This window comes from Glycomyces paridis, assembly GCF_004912155.1.
Taxonomy (GTDB): Bacteria; Actinomycetota; Actinomycetes; order Mycobacteriales; family Micromonosporaceae; genus Glycomyces; species Glycomyces paridis.
This window is the reverse complement of record NZ_STGX01000010.1, coordinates 140,956-154,374: the sequence shown is the minus strand read 5'-3', so window position 1 is coordinate 154,374 and position 13,419 is coordinate 140,956. Positions and strand designations below refer to the sequence as shown.

At 70.5% G+C, this 13,419-nt stretch carries 11 protein-coding genes and 1 tRNA gene; 2 read left to right on the top strand and 10 right to left on the bottom strand.

The features are described 5' to 3' along the window. Positions 1–57 precede the first annotated feature (57 nt). Positions 58–1,602: a glutamine-hydrolyzing GMP synthase gene (guaA, locus tag E9998_RS14695; protein ID WP_136530446.1), complete on the bottom strand. Its 1,545-nt coding sequence runs from the start codon at positions 1,600–1,602 to the stop codon at positions 58–60. Between the two features lie 99 nt (positions 1,603–1,701). Here guaA and E9998_RS14690 point away from each other — a divergent pair, with 99 nt between their 5' ends. Next, complete coding sequence (locus E9998_RS14690) at positions 1,702–3,783, top strand: FUSC family protein (protein ID WP_136530445.1); 2,082 nt, start codon at positions 1,702–1,704, stop codon at positions 3,781–3,783. Here the strand turns inward: E9998_RS14690 and E9998_RS14685 are convergent. The 9 genes from E9998_RS14685 to E9998_RS14645 all read right to left on the bottom strand — a co-directional run bounded on the left by E9998_RS14685 (position 3,780) and on the right by E9998_RS14645 (position 11,026). After that, positions 3,780–4,082 (bottom strand): hypothetical protein, encoded by a 303-nt coding sequence (locus tag E9998_RS14685; RefSeq protein ID WP_192907097.1) that lies wholly within the window; start codon positions 4,080–4,082, stop codon positions 3,780–3,782. The genes E9998_RS14690 and E9998_RS14685 overlap by 4 nt on opposite strands. A gap of 4 nt (positions 4,083–4,086) precedes the next feature. Next, positions 4,087–4,860 (bottom strand): Bax inhibitor-1/YccA family protein, encoded by a 774-nt coding sequence (locus E9998_RS14680; protein ID WP_158299812.1) that lies wholly within the window; start codon positions 4,858–4,860, stop codon positions 4,087–4,089. A 155-nt stretch (positions 4,861–5,015) separates the two neighbouring features. Further along, positions 5,016–6,740, bottom strand: coding sequence for a bifunctional metallophosphatase/5'-nucleotidase (locus E9998_RS14675; RefSeq protein WP_136530443.1), 1,725 nt, complete (start codon positions 6,738–6,740; stop codon positions 5,016–5,018). Between the two features lie 195 nt (positions 6,741–6,935). Next, positions 6,936–7,496: a GAF domain-containing protein gene (locus E9998_RS14670; protein WP_136530442.1), complete on the bottom strand. Its 561-nt coding sequence runs from the start codon at positions 7,494–7,496 to the stop codon at positions 6,936–6,938. 13 nt (positions 7,497–7,509) lie between these two features. Beyond that, the gene (locus tag E9998_RS14665; protein ID WP_136530441.1) at positions 7,510–8,100 is read right to left on the bottom strand and encodes a GTP-binding protein; all 591 of its coding nucleotides are present in this window, start codon (positions 8,098–8,100) and stop codon (positions 7,510–7,512) included. Then, complete coding sequence (locus E9998_RS14660) at positions 8,078–8,449, bottom strand: DUF742 domain-containing protein (RefSeq protein WP_136530440.1); 372 nt, start codon at positions 8,447–8,449, stop codon at positions 8,078–8,080. Before E9998_RS14660 ends, E9998_RS14665 begins: the two co-directional genes overlap by 23 nt. Further along, complete coding sequence (locus tag E9998_RS14655; RefSeq protein WP_136530439.1) at positions 8,449–8,889, bottom strand: roadblock/LC7 domain-containing protein; 441 nt, start codon at positions 8,887–8,889, stop codon at positions 8,449–8,451. Before E9998_RS14655 ends, E9998_RS14660 begins: the two co-directional genes overlap by 1 nt. Next, complete coding sequence (locus E9998_RS14650) at positions 8,889–10,490, bottom strand: sensor histidine kinase (RefSeq protein WP_204745449.1); 1,602 nt, start codon at positions 10,488–10,490, stop codon at positions 8,889–8,891. Before E9998_RS14650 ends, E9998_RS14655 begins: the two co-directional genes overlap by 1 nt. Positions 10,491–10,943: 453 nt before the next feature. Next, positions 10,944–11,026 (bottom strand) — tRNA-Leu (locus tag E9998_RS14645). A 466-nt stretch (positions 11,027–11,492) separates the two neighbouring features. Here E9998_RS14645 and E9998_RS14640 point away from each other — a divergent pair. Continuing rightward, positions 11,493–13,403: an HNH endonuclease signature motif containing protein gene (locus E9998_RS14640; RefSeq protein ID WP_136530438.1), complete on the top strand. Its 1,911-nt coding sequence runs from the start codon at positions 11,493–11,495 to the stop codon at positions 13,401–13,403. The last annotated feature ends 16 nt before the right edge of the window (positions 13,404–13,419 follow it).

Genomic DNA, 13,419 nt, shown 5'->3' with positions numbered 1-13,419 from the left:
CTGTACGGCGTGATCATGACTACCCGATGAAGCTTGCGCCCGAGCGGCGCCGCCGCCCTATTCCCACTCGATCGTGCCCGGCGGCTTGCTCGTGACGTCGAGCACCACCCGGTTGACGTCGGCGACCTCGTTGGTGATGCGCGTGGAGATCCGCGCCAGCAGCTCGTACGGCAGGCGCGACCAGTCCGCGGTCATCGCGTCCTCCGAGGAGACCGGCCGCAGCACGATCGGATGCCCGTAGGTGCGCCCGTCGCCCTGCACGCCCACCGAACGCACGTCGGCCAGCAGCACCACCGGGAACTGCCACACCGAGCGGTCCAGGCCCGCCGCCGTCAGCTCCGCGCGGGCGATCGCGTCCGCCGCCTTCAACAGGTCCAGGCGCTCGCGCGTGACCTCGCCGACGATCCGGATGCCCAGGCCCGGGCCCGGGAACGGGTGGCGCCACACCATCGACTCCGGCAGGCCCAGTTCGAGGCCGATCGCGCGGACCTCGTCCTTGAACAGGGTGCGCAGCGGCTCGATGAGCGCGAACTGGAGGTCGTCGGGCAGGCCGCCCACGTTGTGGTGGCTCTTGATGTTCGCGGTGCCCGTGCCGCCGCCGGACTCGACCACGTCCGGGTACAGCGTGCCCTGGACGAGGAAGTCGATGCCCTGCTCCTCGGCGATCTCGCGCGCCGCCGCCTCGAACGTCCGGATGAACTCCCGGCCGATGATCTTGCGCTTCTCCTCGGGGTCCGTCACGCCCTTGAGCGCCGACAGGAACTGCTCCGAGACGTCCACGCAGCGAACGTCGATGCCCGTCAACTGCGCGTAGTCCTTCTCGACCTGCTCGGCCTCGCCCGCGCGCAGCAGCCCGTGGTCGACGAACACGCACGTGAGCTGGTCGCCGATCGCCCGGTGCACCAGCGCCGCCGCCACCGACGAGTCCACGCCGCCCGACAGCGCGCACAGGACCCGCCTGTCGCCCACCTGCTCGCGGATCGCCGCGACCTGCTCGTCGATGATCGCCGAGTTCGTCCAGTTCGGCCTGATCCCCGCGATGTCGTGCAGGAAGTGGCGGATGACCGCCTGGCCGTGCGGCGTGTGCGCCACCTCCGGGTGGTACTGGACGCCCGCCAGGCGCGCCTCCAGGTTCTCGAACGCCGCCACCGGCGCCCCCGCCGTACGGGCGACCACGTCGAACCCCGCCGGGGCCTCCGAGACCGAGTCGCCGTGGCTCATCCACACCGACTGGTGCTCGGGCAGGCCGTCCAGGAGCTTCGACGCGCACAGCACGTCCAGCTCCGTCCCGCCGTACTCCGACAGGCCCGTCCGGGCCACCGTCCCGCCCAGGGCCTTCGCCATCGCCTGGAAGCCGTAGCAGATCCCGAGCACCGGCACCCCGGCCTCGAACAGGGCCGCGTCCACCTGCGGCGCGCCCTCGGCGTACACGCTCGAAGGACCGCCCGACAGGATGATCGCCGCCGGCTCCTTCGCGAGCATCTCCGCGGCGGGCATCGAAGAGGGCACGATCTCCGAATAGACGTTGGCCTCGCGCACTCGACGCGCGATGAGCTGCGCGTATTGGGCCCCGAAGTCGACCACCAGCACCGTTTGTCGCATGGCAACAGCGTAACCGGTAGCCGGCCTCACACCCGCAGGCGCGGCGGCCGGTGTGGGCGGGCCCGTACCGCGGCGCCGCCGGCGCCATAAGATCGCAACGTGCTCAACCCGGGCGTCGCCGAATCCTTCCGCCGGGTCGGCCAGGACCTGCGGGCGTGGACCCCGGGCGAGGCCACCCCGGTCCTCGCCGTGCGCGCCGCCTTCGGCATCGCCGTCGCCATGAGCGCCGTCGCCCTCCTCGACCACCCCGCCTGGGGACCCGCCGCCGCCATGGGCGCCTGGCTCGGCGGCGTCGCCCTCCTCACCCCCGGCACCCGCACCGGCCCCGCACTCCCCGTCCTCGTCGGCGCCGCGGGCGCACTCGGCGTCCTCCTCGGCGCCATCGGCAACCCGATCGTGCTCGTCGCCGCCGCGGCCGCCTACGCCTTCATCCTCACCTTCGTCGGCTCCGTCACCCACGTCGCCGGCGTCACCTTCACCGTCTCCGGCGTCATGTTCTTCCTCGCCGAACACGTCACCGTCGGCACCACCGCCCTCATCGCCGCCGCCGCCGTCCTCGCCGGCGGCGCCGTCCAAGCCCTCATGGCCCTCCTCCCCCCGTACTACCGCTGGGCCGAAGACCGCCGCACCCTCGCCGACGCCTGGCTCGCCCTCGCCGCCGAAGCCGACGCCCTCGCCGCCGACCCCAGCGCCCCCTTCCGCACCGAGACCCTCCTCGAAGCCGCCCGCGAACTCGACCGCCGCCGCGTCCTCCCCACCGCCGTCCTCGAAGCCCGCCGCCAGATCTACGCCGTCTCCGGCGCCATCGGCCGCACCGCCAGCGCCCGGGCCCGCGCCGACGCCCAGGACCGCGACACCGTCGCGTTCTACTCCGAAGCCCTCGAACTCGCCGCCCGCCTCCTCACCCACTTCGCCGACCGCATCACCGCCCGCCGCCCCGCGCCCCTCGACTGGGACGCGCTCCTCGACGGGCTCTCCCAGAACCCCATGGCCACCGCCACCGGCACCATGCCCACCGAGATCGGCGGCCTCCTGCGCACCCTCCACGAGACCGGCGCCTACGCCGAGCGGATCACCGACGGCGGCGGCGAAGTCATCGGCGACCCCGCGCTCGCCCACGTCACCAGCACCGCCCGCCAGACCTTCGAACAGCTCCGGGCCCGCCTGCACCGCCGCGACCCGGTCGTCCACCACGCGCTGCGGCGCGCAGGCGTCATCGCCCTGGCGATGACCATCGGCCTCCTGTGGCCCACCGGGCACGGGTACTGGATCCCGCTCACGGCCTGGCTGGTCCTCCAAGCGGACTTCGCGGGGACGCTCACACGCGGCACCACCAGGGCCGTCGGCACCACCGGCGGCGTCGTGCTCGCCTCGCTCCTCGGGCTCCTCCTGCCCGCCGACCAGCTGTGGCTCAGCCTCGTCGTGCTCGCGTACGCGCTCGTGGCCTACCTGGCGCGGCCGGTGTCGATGCTCGTGTTCGCCGCCGCCGTCTCCGGGTTCACGGTGTTCCAGATCGACCTCGCCGGCGAGGCACCGGTCCTCGCAGCCGTCGACCGGGGCGTGTGCACCCTGGTCGGCGCGGGGCTCGCGATCGGGTTCTACGTCCTCGTCCCGACCTGGCAGACCCGCAGGCTCGGCGACCTCCTCGGCGACCTCGTCGACGCCTACCGCGACTACGCGCGGCTGTCACTGGACCGGCAGGCGCATCCGGCCGACTACGACCGCAAGGTCATGCACGCCGCCATCGACCGCATCCGGGCGCGGCGGGCGGCCCTGAACAGCTCGGCGGATCAGGCGAAGGCCGAACCGGTCTCCGGTCCCGGACCCCTGTCGGCCGACGTCCTCGGCGTCGAGGCGGCGCTGTCGCGGGCCGGGCGGGCACTCGTGGCGGTCAACGCGACCCTCGGGCGCGACGAGGAGGGCATCGGTTTGGCGGGCGTCGACGCGTTCGCCGACTCGGTCGACGCGGCCTACATGCGGCTGGCGGCGCGGGCCCGCGGCGCGGCGGCGCCGCGGGGCGCGGACCTGGAGCAGGCGGCGCACCGGCTGGACCTGCGGCTCGCGGCCGTCGAGGACCGGGCGACGCGCACACGCCGCAACGTGCTGCGCTGGGAGGCCGACAACCTGGTGGAGGCGCTGGAGGACACGGCGCTGCTCATGGCCGACTGGAACGAGGCCTAGAAGAGGGCGGCGCGGGCCCGGTCGATCGCGGCGAAGGCGCTGTCGCGCTGGCCGGGGGTGAGGCGGGGTTCGGCGTCGAGGAGGTCGAGGCCGACGACCTGGAGCTGGTCGGGCAGGTGCATGTCGTTGGGCAGGCGCGGGACGGCCCGGCGGGGGTGGTGCTCGGCGTCGGCGGTGAGGTCGGCGAGGGCCTGGACGAGGTCGTGCATCGCTTCGGCCTTCGGAGACCAGCGAGCGGGCGACCAGTGGCGCGTGCCTTCGACGACGCGCCCGATCGCCCGCTGTAGCTCGGTGCTCAAGCCGCTAGTTGCTCTGGAAGTAGCTGAGGAGGCGGAGCAGGTTCCAGTACAGGAAGATGAGCCCGGCGGTGAGGCCGAAGGCCCCGGCCCAGGCGTACTTCTTGGGGGCGCCCATCTGCGCGGACTGCTCGATCATGTCGAAGTCGAGGATGAAGGAGAAGGCGGCCCAGAGGGTGATGCCGATGGCGATGATCCACTGGAGGGTGGTCGGGTCGCCGCCGGGGGAGGCGAAGAGGCCGAGGTTCGCGCCGAACATGCTCGCGACGAGGTTGACCATGGTCAGGGCGAAGATGCCAAAGCCGGCGCCGATGATGACCTTGGTGAAGACCGGGGAGTTCTTGAGGATGCGGAAGCGGTAGAGCGCGAGCATCCCGGCGAACACGAGGATGGTGCCGAGGAGGGCGTTGACGACGATGCCGGGGAACTGGGCCTCGAACACCGCGGAGACGCCGCCGAGGAGAAGCCCCTGCCCGATCGCGTAGGCGAAGCAGATGAAGGGGTTCGTGATCGGCTTGAACATCGAGAAGATGATGACGCCGAGGCCGACGACGGCGCCGAGGGTCATCAGCATGCCGGCGGTGCCCACCGAGGCGGAGTCGCCGCTGCCGACCATGCCGTAGGTGAGGATCGCCGCGACGAAGGTCGCGCCGACGAGGGCCACGGTGCGGACGATGACGTCGTCGATCCGCATGGTCTGGACCTGCGGGGCCTGGGTCATCTGTCCGTAAGGCCCGTACGCGGCACCCATGTGCTGCTGGTTGTACTGGGTCTTCACCATGTTCCGAAGGGATGAGTTCCTGCTCTGCATTGCCATGACCTGCGGTCCTCCGTTGAAGGTTCAAGGGTGTCTCCACCCTATCCGGTCGGTACCCGGACGACGACACAGCAGCGGAGCAATCGCTGCTCCGCTGCTGTGAATCCGTTCAGGAACGGTCAGATGCGGTTGATCCGGCCCAGTTCGGGGGCCTGGAGCGGCGCGTCCGCGGTGCCGAACTCGGCGATGTAGGCCTCGAACGCGTCGACGTCGAGCGCACCGAAGAGACGGTTCTCGCCTTCGGCGAACGCGGCGAAGGAGTCGCCGCCGTCGGCGAGGAACGAGTTGACGGTGACCCGGTAGGTCTGGTCGGCGACGATCGGCTCCCCGTTGAGCGCCAGGGAGTCGGCCACGATCTGGTCGGTGCCGGTCTTGGAGGTGTCCCACGTGTACGTGAAGCCCTCGGAGACCTGGAGGACCAGTGTGGTCGAACGCTCGGCGCTCGGCAGCTGCTGGCGCAGCGCTTCGAGGATCTGCGCGCCGGTCAGGTCGACGGTGACGACGTAGTTCGCGAAGGGCTGCACGGTGAACACTTCGGCGTAGGTCGCCTCGCCGGGGGTGCCCTGGTCGTAGAGGAGGTCGGCTCTGACGCCGCCGGGGTTCATGAAGGCGATCTCGGCGCCGCCGGCGTCCTCGGCCGCGGTGTTCCACAGTTGCGCGTCGGCGATGAGGCTGCCGAGCGGGAACTCCTCGGCGCGGGTGGCGCCGCGCTTGACGTCCTCGCCGATGTAGCCGACGACGCGGTTGCCGGCCTCGGCCGCGAGCGGCCCGTACTCGGCGAGGATGTCGGTCTGGTCCCCGTCGGCCTCGACGTCGCGGGTGACGACGGTGTTGGAGCCGGAGACCGAGGAGCGCACGATGTCCTTGGTGCGCTTGTCGTAGGTCGCGTCGATCTCGGTGAAGACCTTGCCGTAGGAGGACGCGGAGGTGACCATGCGCGGGTTGCCGGCCGGGTCGGGGACCGAGCAGACGTACTCGTTGTGGGTGTGGCCGGTGACGAGGATGTCCACGAGCGGGGTCATGGTCTCGGCGATGTCCACGATGGGCCCGGACATGCCGGTGCCGGTGCCGTCGAGGGACTCGCAGTCGTGGCCGGTGTCCTCGGCGACGGGCACGCCGCCTTCGTGGAGGAGCACGACGATGGCGTTGACGCCCTGGCGCTTGAGCTCGCGGGCGTACTTGTTCGCGGTCGCGACCTCGTCCTGGAACTCCAGGCCCTCGATGCCGGCCTGGGAGACGATGCTGCCGGTGCCTTCGAGGGTCATGCCGATGAAGCCGACCTTGACGCCGCCCTTGAACTTCTTGACCCAGTACGGGTCGAGGACGGGCTCGCCGGTGGCCTCGTCGACGACGTTCGCGCCGAGGTAGGGGAAGTCGGCGCCTTCGAAGTCCTCGTCGCCTTCGATGATGCGCTGGAGTTCGTCGTAGCCGGCGTCGAACTCGTGGTTGCCGACCGAGGAGACCTCGACGCCCATGGCGTTGAGCGACTCGATGGTGGGCTCGTCGTCGAAGACGGCCGACAGGAAGGGGCTGGCGCCGATGAGGTCGCCGGCGGCGACGGTGGTCGAGTACTTCTCGCCTTCGCGGGCCTGTTCGAGGTGCGTGGCGAGGTACTCGGCGCCGCCCACGGGCTCGTCGAAACCGGGGTAGGTGAGGCTGGAGGCGGCCTCGATGTTGCCGTGGAAGTCGTTGATGGCCAGCAGTTGCAGGTCGACCTGGCGGCCGTGGCCGTGGCCGTGGTCGCCGCCGTGGGACGACCAGGCGCCGACGGCGAGCGTGGTCGCCGCGAGCGCGGCCGCGCCGACGGCGGCGACCGCGCGGCGCTTGAGCCTGAAGTTCAGCATGGTTCTCCGTTGGGCGTGGATGGGTGGGGTGCGGAGCCGGTCCGCCGAGGGGTCGATGAGATCAGATCATAGGACGATTGCGCGCGAATCAACGCAGCATAACGGCTTCGCCAAGGACGGGCAACAGTCCGGGGGAGGCGCGTCGCGCCTCCCCCGGGGGGACTTCCGCAGGGCGTGAGGGGACGCCCCGGAGCGTCAGGCCTGGGCGGCCGCGTGCTTGGCGCGGATGCGCTCGACGACGCCGGCGGCCACGGTCTTCATGGCGTCCACGTCGGCGGTGCCCCACTGGTGGGTCTTGTTGTCGATGGCCCAGACGGTGCCGATGGTGGCGCCCTCGTCGTCCAGGAGCGGCGCCCCGATGTAGGAGCGGATGCCGAGGGCGTCGACCACCGGGTTGCCCGCGAAGCGCGCGTAGTCCATGACGTTGTTGAGCGCCATGGCCTTCTCGCGGGCCACCACGTACACGCAGTAGCCGTGGTCGCCGGGCATCTCGCGGCCGATCTCGGGGTCGGCCCCGTCGACCGACCGCGTGCCGGGCCCGGCGATCCCGGGGAAGAACTGGTGCTGGTTCTCGCCCACGAAGTTCACCCCGGCCCAGGTGGCGCCGGTGAGCTTGAGGATCTGCTCGGCCACGTCGTCGTACTCGGGGTCGGCCTCGGGCAGCGCGCCGATTCTCGCCTGGCGCGCGGCGCGCTTGGAGCCGTCGGGGTCCTCGGGGGTGACGGTGAGGCGGAACTCGTTCTCCAGATCGGTCATGGTTGTCTCCTAACTAGACGGTCGTCGGTGCGACCGAGATCAGATGCTTCGTCAGCGTGACCAGCGCCGAGGTCGCCGAGCGGGTGTCGCGGGCGTCGCACAGGACGATCGGGACGCCCGGGTCGAGGTCGAGCGCGGCCCGGACCTCCTCGGGCCCGTAGCGGTGGCCGCCGTCGAACTCGTTGACCGCCACGATGAACGGCGTGCCGCGCCGCTCGAAGAAGTCCAGGGACGGGAAGCAGTCCTCCAGTCGCCGCGTGTCGGCCAGGACCACCGCGCCGAACGCGCCCTCGGAGAGCTCGTTCCACATGAACCAGAACCGGTCCTGCCCGGGGGTGCCGAACAGGTAGAGGATGTACTGCGCGTCGAGGGTGATGCGCCCGAAGTCCAGGGCCACCGTCGTCGTCTGCTTGTCCCCCACGCCGGTCAGGTCGTCGGTGCCGATCGAGGCGGTGGTGATCGTCTCCTCGGTCGTCAGCGGCTCGATCTCCGACACCGAGGCGACGAACGTCGTCTTCCCGGCCCCGAAGCCGCCGGCGACGAGGAGTTTGACGGCGGTGGGCACCGGGTCGCCCCGGGGGTCAGAGTCGCCGTTGTAGGCCATTGAGGAGTGCCTCCAATACGGTTCGGTCGGTGGTGTCCACGGCGGGGTCGGGCGAGAGGAGCCCCACCGCGCCGAGGTCGAGGAGGTCGGAGAGGAGGACCTTGACGACCATCGCGGGCAGGCGCAGGTGCGCGGCGACCTCGGCCACCGAGATCGGCTCCCTGCACAGCAGCAGCACCTCGCCCAGCTCCGCTTCGAGCTGGGTGGGGCCGAGGCGCCCGGTCGCCCACACGAGCGTGAGCAGGTCGAGCGACGCGGTCGGCGCGGTGCGCCCGCCGCTGGCCATGTACGGGCGCACGAGCGGGCCCGCGTCGTCGTCGAGCAGCGGGCGCTCCGCGGAGTCGGCCATCAGCCCGCCAGGTCACCGCTGGGGACGGGCTCGGCGGTGCGGCGCACGGGCGTCTCCAGGGCGGGGCGGACGCTCCGGACGAGGATCGACATCTCGTAGCCGACCAGGCCCGCGTCGGCGTCGCGGTCGGTCGCGACCGCGAGCACCGCGCCGGAGCCGGCGGTCGAGACGAACAGCATGGTGTCGTCGAGTTCGGCCACGACCTGGCGCACGCCCGCGCTGGAGCCGAACTGGACGCCGGCGCTGCGCGCGAGGGAGAACATGCCCGAGGCGATGGCCGAGAGCTGGTCGGCCTGGTCGGGGTCGAGCCCCGAGTAGGCCTTCTTGATCCCGTCAGCCGAGAGCAGCAGGGCGCTGCGCGCGTGCGGGACCTTCTTGACCAGGCCCGCCAGGAGCCAGTTGAGATCCGATGCCTGTGGTCTGGCCTCGTCGCCCGACATTAGGCCTCCTCGTCTTGGTACGGAGTGGAACTGTCCGGATTGGGGATCGGATCGTCCTGGGCGCGGTGCTGGCCCTGCTGGAAGGCCTTCATGAGGCCCGGGTCGTGGCCGGCTTCGGAGCCGGTGCCGCCCTGCTGGGAGGCGTCGCGCAGTTGCGGGGCGAGGTGGGTCTGCCGGGCGCGCTTGGGGAGCGCGGGTCGGTCGTCGGACTCGGATCGGGGAGGCTCGACCGTGCGCACCGGTTCGATCGCGGCCACGGCCTGGCGCGGCGGGTGGGCGCCGCGTCCGGCGACCGGCTGCGGGCGGGCGTGCTGGCCGGTCGAGGTCAGCTGCACGGAGGGCAGCTGCGGCCCGGTCTCGGCCGCGGGCTTGCGGGGCTTGGGTGCGGACTCCTTGGGCTCGTTGACGCTCCGGCCGCCGCCGAGCACCTCCTCGGGCACCACGACGACCGCCTGGGTGCCGCCGAAGATGTTCGACTGCAACTGGACGACGAACTTGTGGCGGCGGGCGAGCTGCGAGACCACATAGAGGCCGATGCGCCCGTCCGCCAGCAGCGCTTCGAGGTCGACCTCGGCGGGAGTCGAGAGGACCCCGTTGTAGAACTCGCGGTCCTCCTGGGCCATGCCCAGGCCGCGGTCCTCGACCTCGACGGCCATGCCGGTGCGCACCTGGGCGACCCGGATGAGCACCTGGGTGCTCGGCGGGGAGAACAGCGTCGCGTTCTCGATGAGCTCGGCGACGAGGTGGATGAAGTCGGCGACCGCGTGGCCCTTGAGGGTGCCGTCGACCGGGCGCACGAGCTTGACGCGGGCGTAGTGCTCGACCTCGGCCACCGAGGAGCGCAGCGCCTCGTAGACGTTGACGGGGCGCGACCACTGCCGGTGCGAGGGCCCGCCGCCGAGGACCGCGAGGTTCTCGGCGTGCCGGCGCACCCGTGTCGCCAGGTGGTCGACCGAGAACAGTCCCTTGAGGAGGTCCGGGTCCTCGACCTGTCGCTCGAGGAAGTCCAGCTCCACGATCTCCCTGTGCGCCAACACCTGGAGGCGCCGGGCGCGGTTGACGAAGATGCCCACGCCCGGCTCGCCGTCGTCGGTGCGGGCCGACTGCGCGGCGGCCGCGATGGGTGCCGGGGCCGGGGCTTCGAGCGGGACGGGGGCCATGGGCTTCGGCGGCGCGGCAGGGGCGGCGATGCCGCGCGCCGCGATGGCCTCGGCGGCGGCCCGCAGGTGGCGGGCCTCGGCGGCGAGGAGCGCGATGGTCTCGTCCACGTTGCGCGCGCTGGAGCCGGGGTTGGGGAGCGGCACCGACCAGCGCTGGTCGGGCGGGGTGGCGCGCTGGAGGTCGTCGAGGACCTGCCACACCTTGTAATGGGTCTCCACAGTGGATCGGCGCACCGAGTTGATCCGCCGCCTGAAGTCCGCCTCGGTCTTCGTGGCGGAGCTGACGGCGAGGATGCCCACGAGCACCAGTAGTGCTGCGGCCGAACCGAACACGACCGGCGTGGTCCAAGCCGGACCGGCGGCGTCGACCCGGCTCAGGTAGACCGAGGCGCCCGCGCCGACGAGGGTCGCCAATCCGAGCGGCAGCAATGCCAGCCGCACGAGCCGCGATTTGAGCTCGACCGCGGGGCCCTCCTCTGCCGATGCGGATCCCCGGGGCGCGAGTCTTGCGAACTGAAAGGTTTGAGTTGTTGACCGAGGTGTTTCGGGCATCGCCATCCTCACGACACGGGTCTAACGGCTTCCGCGATACCTGGTAGGTCCAAACACGTTGCAGCAGAACAGAAAGCAGTCTTCCCCCCGCTCTGTTCGCCAGCATGGTATCAGCGTTCTGCTACTGGATAGCATGGCCGCCGGACGCAGTCAACCGGCGCGAAGCGCGCCCCGGAGGCCCTCGAAAGCCCGGCGGGGCAACATGATCGCAGGTCGAGGCCGGTACGGGAGGTCACGGGACGGCCTTCGCAAAGCGGAAAAATCATCACTCGTTCGATTCGCGAGGACCGGACGGCCCCACTCCGTCCGATCCCGTTGGCCGGCAAGACCTTCCCGTACCCGTGCCCGAGACGGGATTTGAACCCGCAAGTCTCACGACGGCCGGTTTTAAGCCGACTGTGTCTACCAGATTCCACCACTCGGGCCCGTATGCTGCCACGCTAGCGGTTCGACGGCCCCGATGGTCCCCCCGAGTTTCCACCAAGGGCCCCACCAGCTCTTCTGACATTCAAGTGTCGGCATCCCGACACTTTCCCGGCTCCAAAAGGGATGTCAGGACGGCCGGATCGAACACCCGTCATCCCGAGTTCTCTTGAGTCCACTGAGAACGGAACTATGCCCTTCGGGGCCGCATTCGATCAATGTCAAAGCGGCAGCGACGAAGAGGCGGAAGGGAATCGGGCTCGGACTCGGGCCGCCGGGTTCGCTCGGCTCGCCCTGCGAATGATCCTCATGTCCACCTCTGCATATCGAATTCCCTTTAGTCCTATACAGACACACATTCACCCGTTTAGGTGATGACACTCCCCCATATCCGTGTCAACATTGACTTATCGCACCAGTAAACACAACAGGACGCAAAAGCGTATAACTCCCAAGGGGGTGAGCAGGATGCAGACCGACTCCGAATCGAACCGGAACACCCAGGCGGCAGCCCTCCGCTCCCAGATCGAATCCCTTGCAGCGCAATCCCGCAGCCGCGAAGCCGACACTCTCAAGGCGGTCATCGCCTACACTTCGGCCGGTCTTCACAAAGCCTGCGACGGCTTCTCCGGCATTCGCGACTGGATCATGGAGTGCTTCGATTTCAACGCCGCGTGCGCGGGCCAGATGGCCTCCATCGCCCGGCTCGCCCCCCGCTTCGCACACCTCACCGAGGCGGCCCTCTCCGGCGGCGCCCGCATCGACGCCATCGCCTACGCGGTGCGTCGCCTTGAGCGCGAAGGCCTCTCGGTCTACTCCCGGGTCCCCTACCCCGAAGGCCCGGTCGAGTCCCCCTTCGATCCCGACATCCTCTGCGCCACTCCCGAAGAGCTGATCCGGGAGTTCTGCATCCACTCGGCCCGTTCGGAACTCACCGAACACTTCGACCGGATCTGCGCCGAACTCTTCGACCAGCAGGCCCTCCTCGACGAGATGAGCAGGCAGTCGCTCGCCTGGCTCGAAGTGAACGAGCGCCCCGACGGCATGTGGGACCTCGACGGCAGGCTCACCGCCGACACCGGGAAGCTCCTCAGCAACGCCCTGCGGACCGCGGTGGCCCCTCCCCGCCAGGAGGACGCCGACGCCGACGGGGTGCTCCCTCCCGCCGGGAACCGGAACGCCGAGGCCCTTCACCAGATGGTCGCCGCCTACGGCACCGACCCTGACGCGCCCAAGCGCCACGGCCACACCGCGACCCTGAACCTCACCTGCGACCTCGCCACCCTTCGCGGCGAGGAGACCGGCCGGACCCCCATGCTCGACGGCCGCCCCATCTCCCTCGCCAAGGCCCGCCACCTCGCCTGCGAGGCCGGGATCATCCCCTCGATCTTCGACTACACCACCGGCGAAGCCCTCGAACTCGGCCGAGCCAAGCGACTCCCCAACACCGCCCTCCGCCACAAGCTCGAACTCGAACAGCCCACCGGCTGCGCTTGGTCCGGCTGCCGGGCGCCGGTGTCGTGGACCGAGGCGCACCACGTGGAGCACTGGGCGAACGGGGGGCCCACGGTCGCCGAGAACCTGATCCTGCTGTGCCGCTTTCACCACGGGCGCATACACACCGACGCCTGGTCGATCGAGAAGACCGGCCCCGGGCGGGCGACGATCGTGCACACCGGCAACGGGTTGAGCGACGCCGAGTGGGAGGCCGAGAAGGACCTGCCGAATGGGCTCGACACCTCAGAGTGGTCGCCGAAGTTCCGGCGGGAACTCACCGACCTCGCGAGCTGGTACGCCCAGCAGACCATGAAGAGCTCTATCGAACGAGCCAGGAAGCGTTTCCGAAAGACCGAGGAAGCCTCATCCGAACCGGCGCTGGTCGGTGCGAGTTCCAGGGCGGCAAGCGATCCAGGCGGGGCGTCTCGGGAAGACCCCGGAGGACCGCCCTTCTTAGGAGGCCCTCGGCGGGCGACTGCCGAGGGAGCGCAGGTAGACCACCTCGCGAAGCCTGATCCCGCAAGGGAAAGGGCCCCTTGGCATGTCCGGACCCGATTCACTCCCCATTCCGGCGCCTCGCCGAGCGAACGATCCGACCAACAGGGCAGTCCATCGTCGCCGCCCGCTCTAACGCCGGGACAGGCGGGCCAGGCGGCCGCAGTCCCGGGCCTTAGTTCCTTCTTCCTCTCTGTCGCTGCCGTCTTGGGCACCAGACCGCCACAATCTGAAGCCCGAGAACCGACCCCGAGCCACTCCCACCTCTCTGTCGCCGCCATCTTGAACGCCGGTCCGTATGGGCCAGAAAGCCGAAGTCCAGACCCCGACCTGGGCCCACCTCGTAGTCGCCGCCGCTTTGACCGCAGAGGATTGCAACGCGGGTAGACCCCCGTTCGGGAAC

Coding starts and splice junctions, on each gene's coding strand:
- E9998_RS14665 (WP_136530441.1), bottom strand. CDS start 8,100: ATGGCCTACAACGGCGACTCTGACCCCCGGGGCGACCCGGTGCCCACC.
- E9998_RS14680 (WP_158299812.1), bottom strand. CDS start 4,860: ATGGTGAAGACCCAGTACAACCAGCAGCACATGGGTGCCGCGTACGGG.
- E9998_RS14640 (WP_136530438.1), top strand. CDS start 11,493: ATGCAGACCGACTCCGAATCGAACCGGAACACCCAGGCGGCAGCCCTC.
- E9998_RS14675 (WP_136530443.1), bottom strand. CDS start 6,740: ATGCTGAACTTCAGGCTCAAGCGCCGCGCGGTCGCCGCCGTCGGCGCG.
- guaA (WP_136530446.1), bottom strand. CDS start 1,602: ATGCGACAAACGGTGCTGGTGGTCGACTTCGGGGCCCAATACGCGCAG.
- E9998_RS14655 (WP_136530439.1), bottom strand. CDS start 8,889: ATGTCGGGCGACGAGGCCAGACCACAGGCATCGGATCTCAACTGGCTC.
- E9998_RS14670 (WP_136530442.1), bottom strand. CDS start 7,496: ATGACCGATCTGGAGAACGAGTTCCGCCTCACCGTCACCCCCGAGGAC.
- E9998_RS14660 (WP_136530440.1), bottom strand. CDS start 8,449: ATGGCCGACTCCGCGGAGCGCCCGCTGCTCGACGACGACGCGGGCCCG.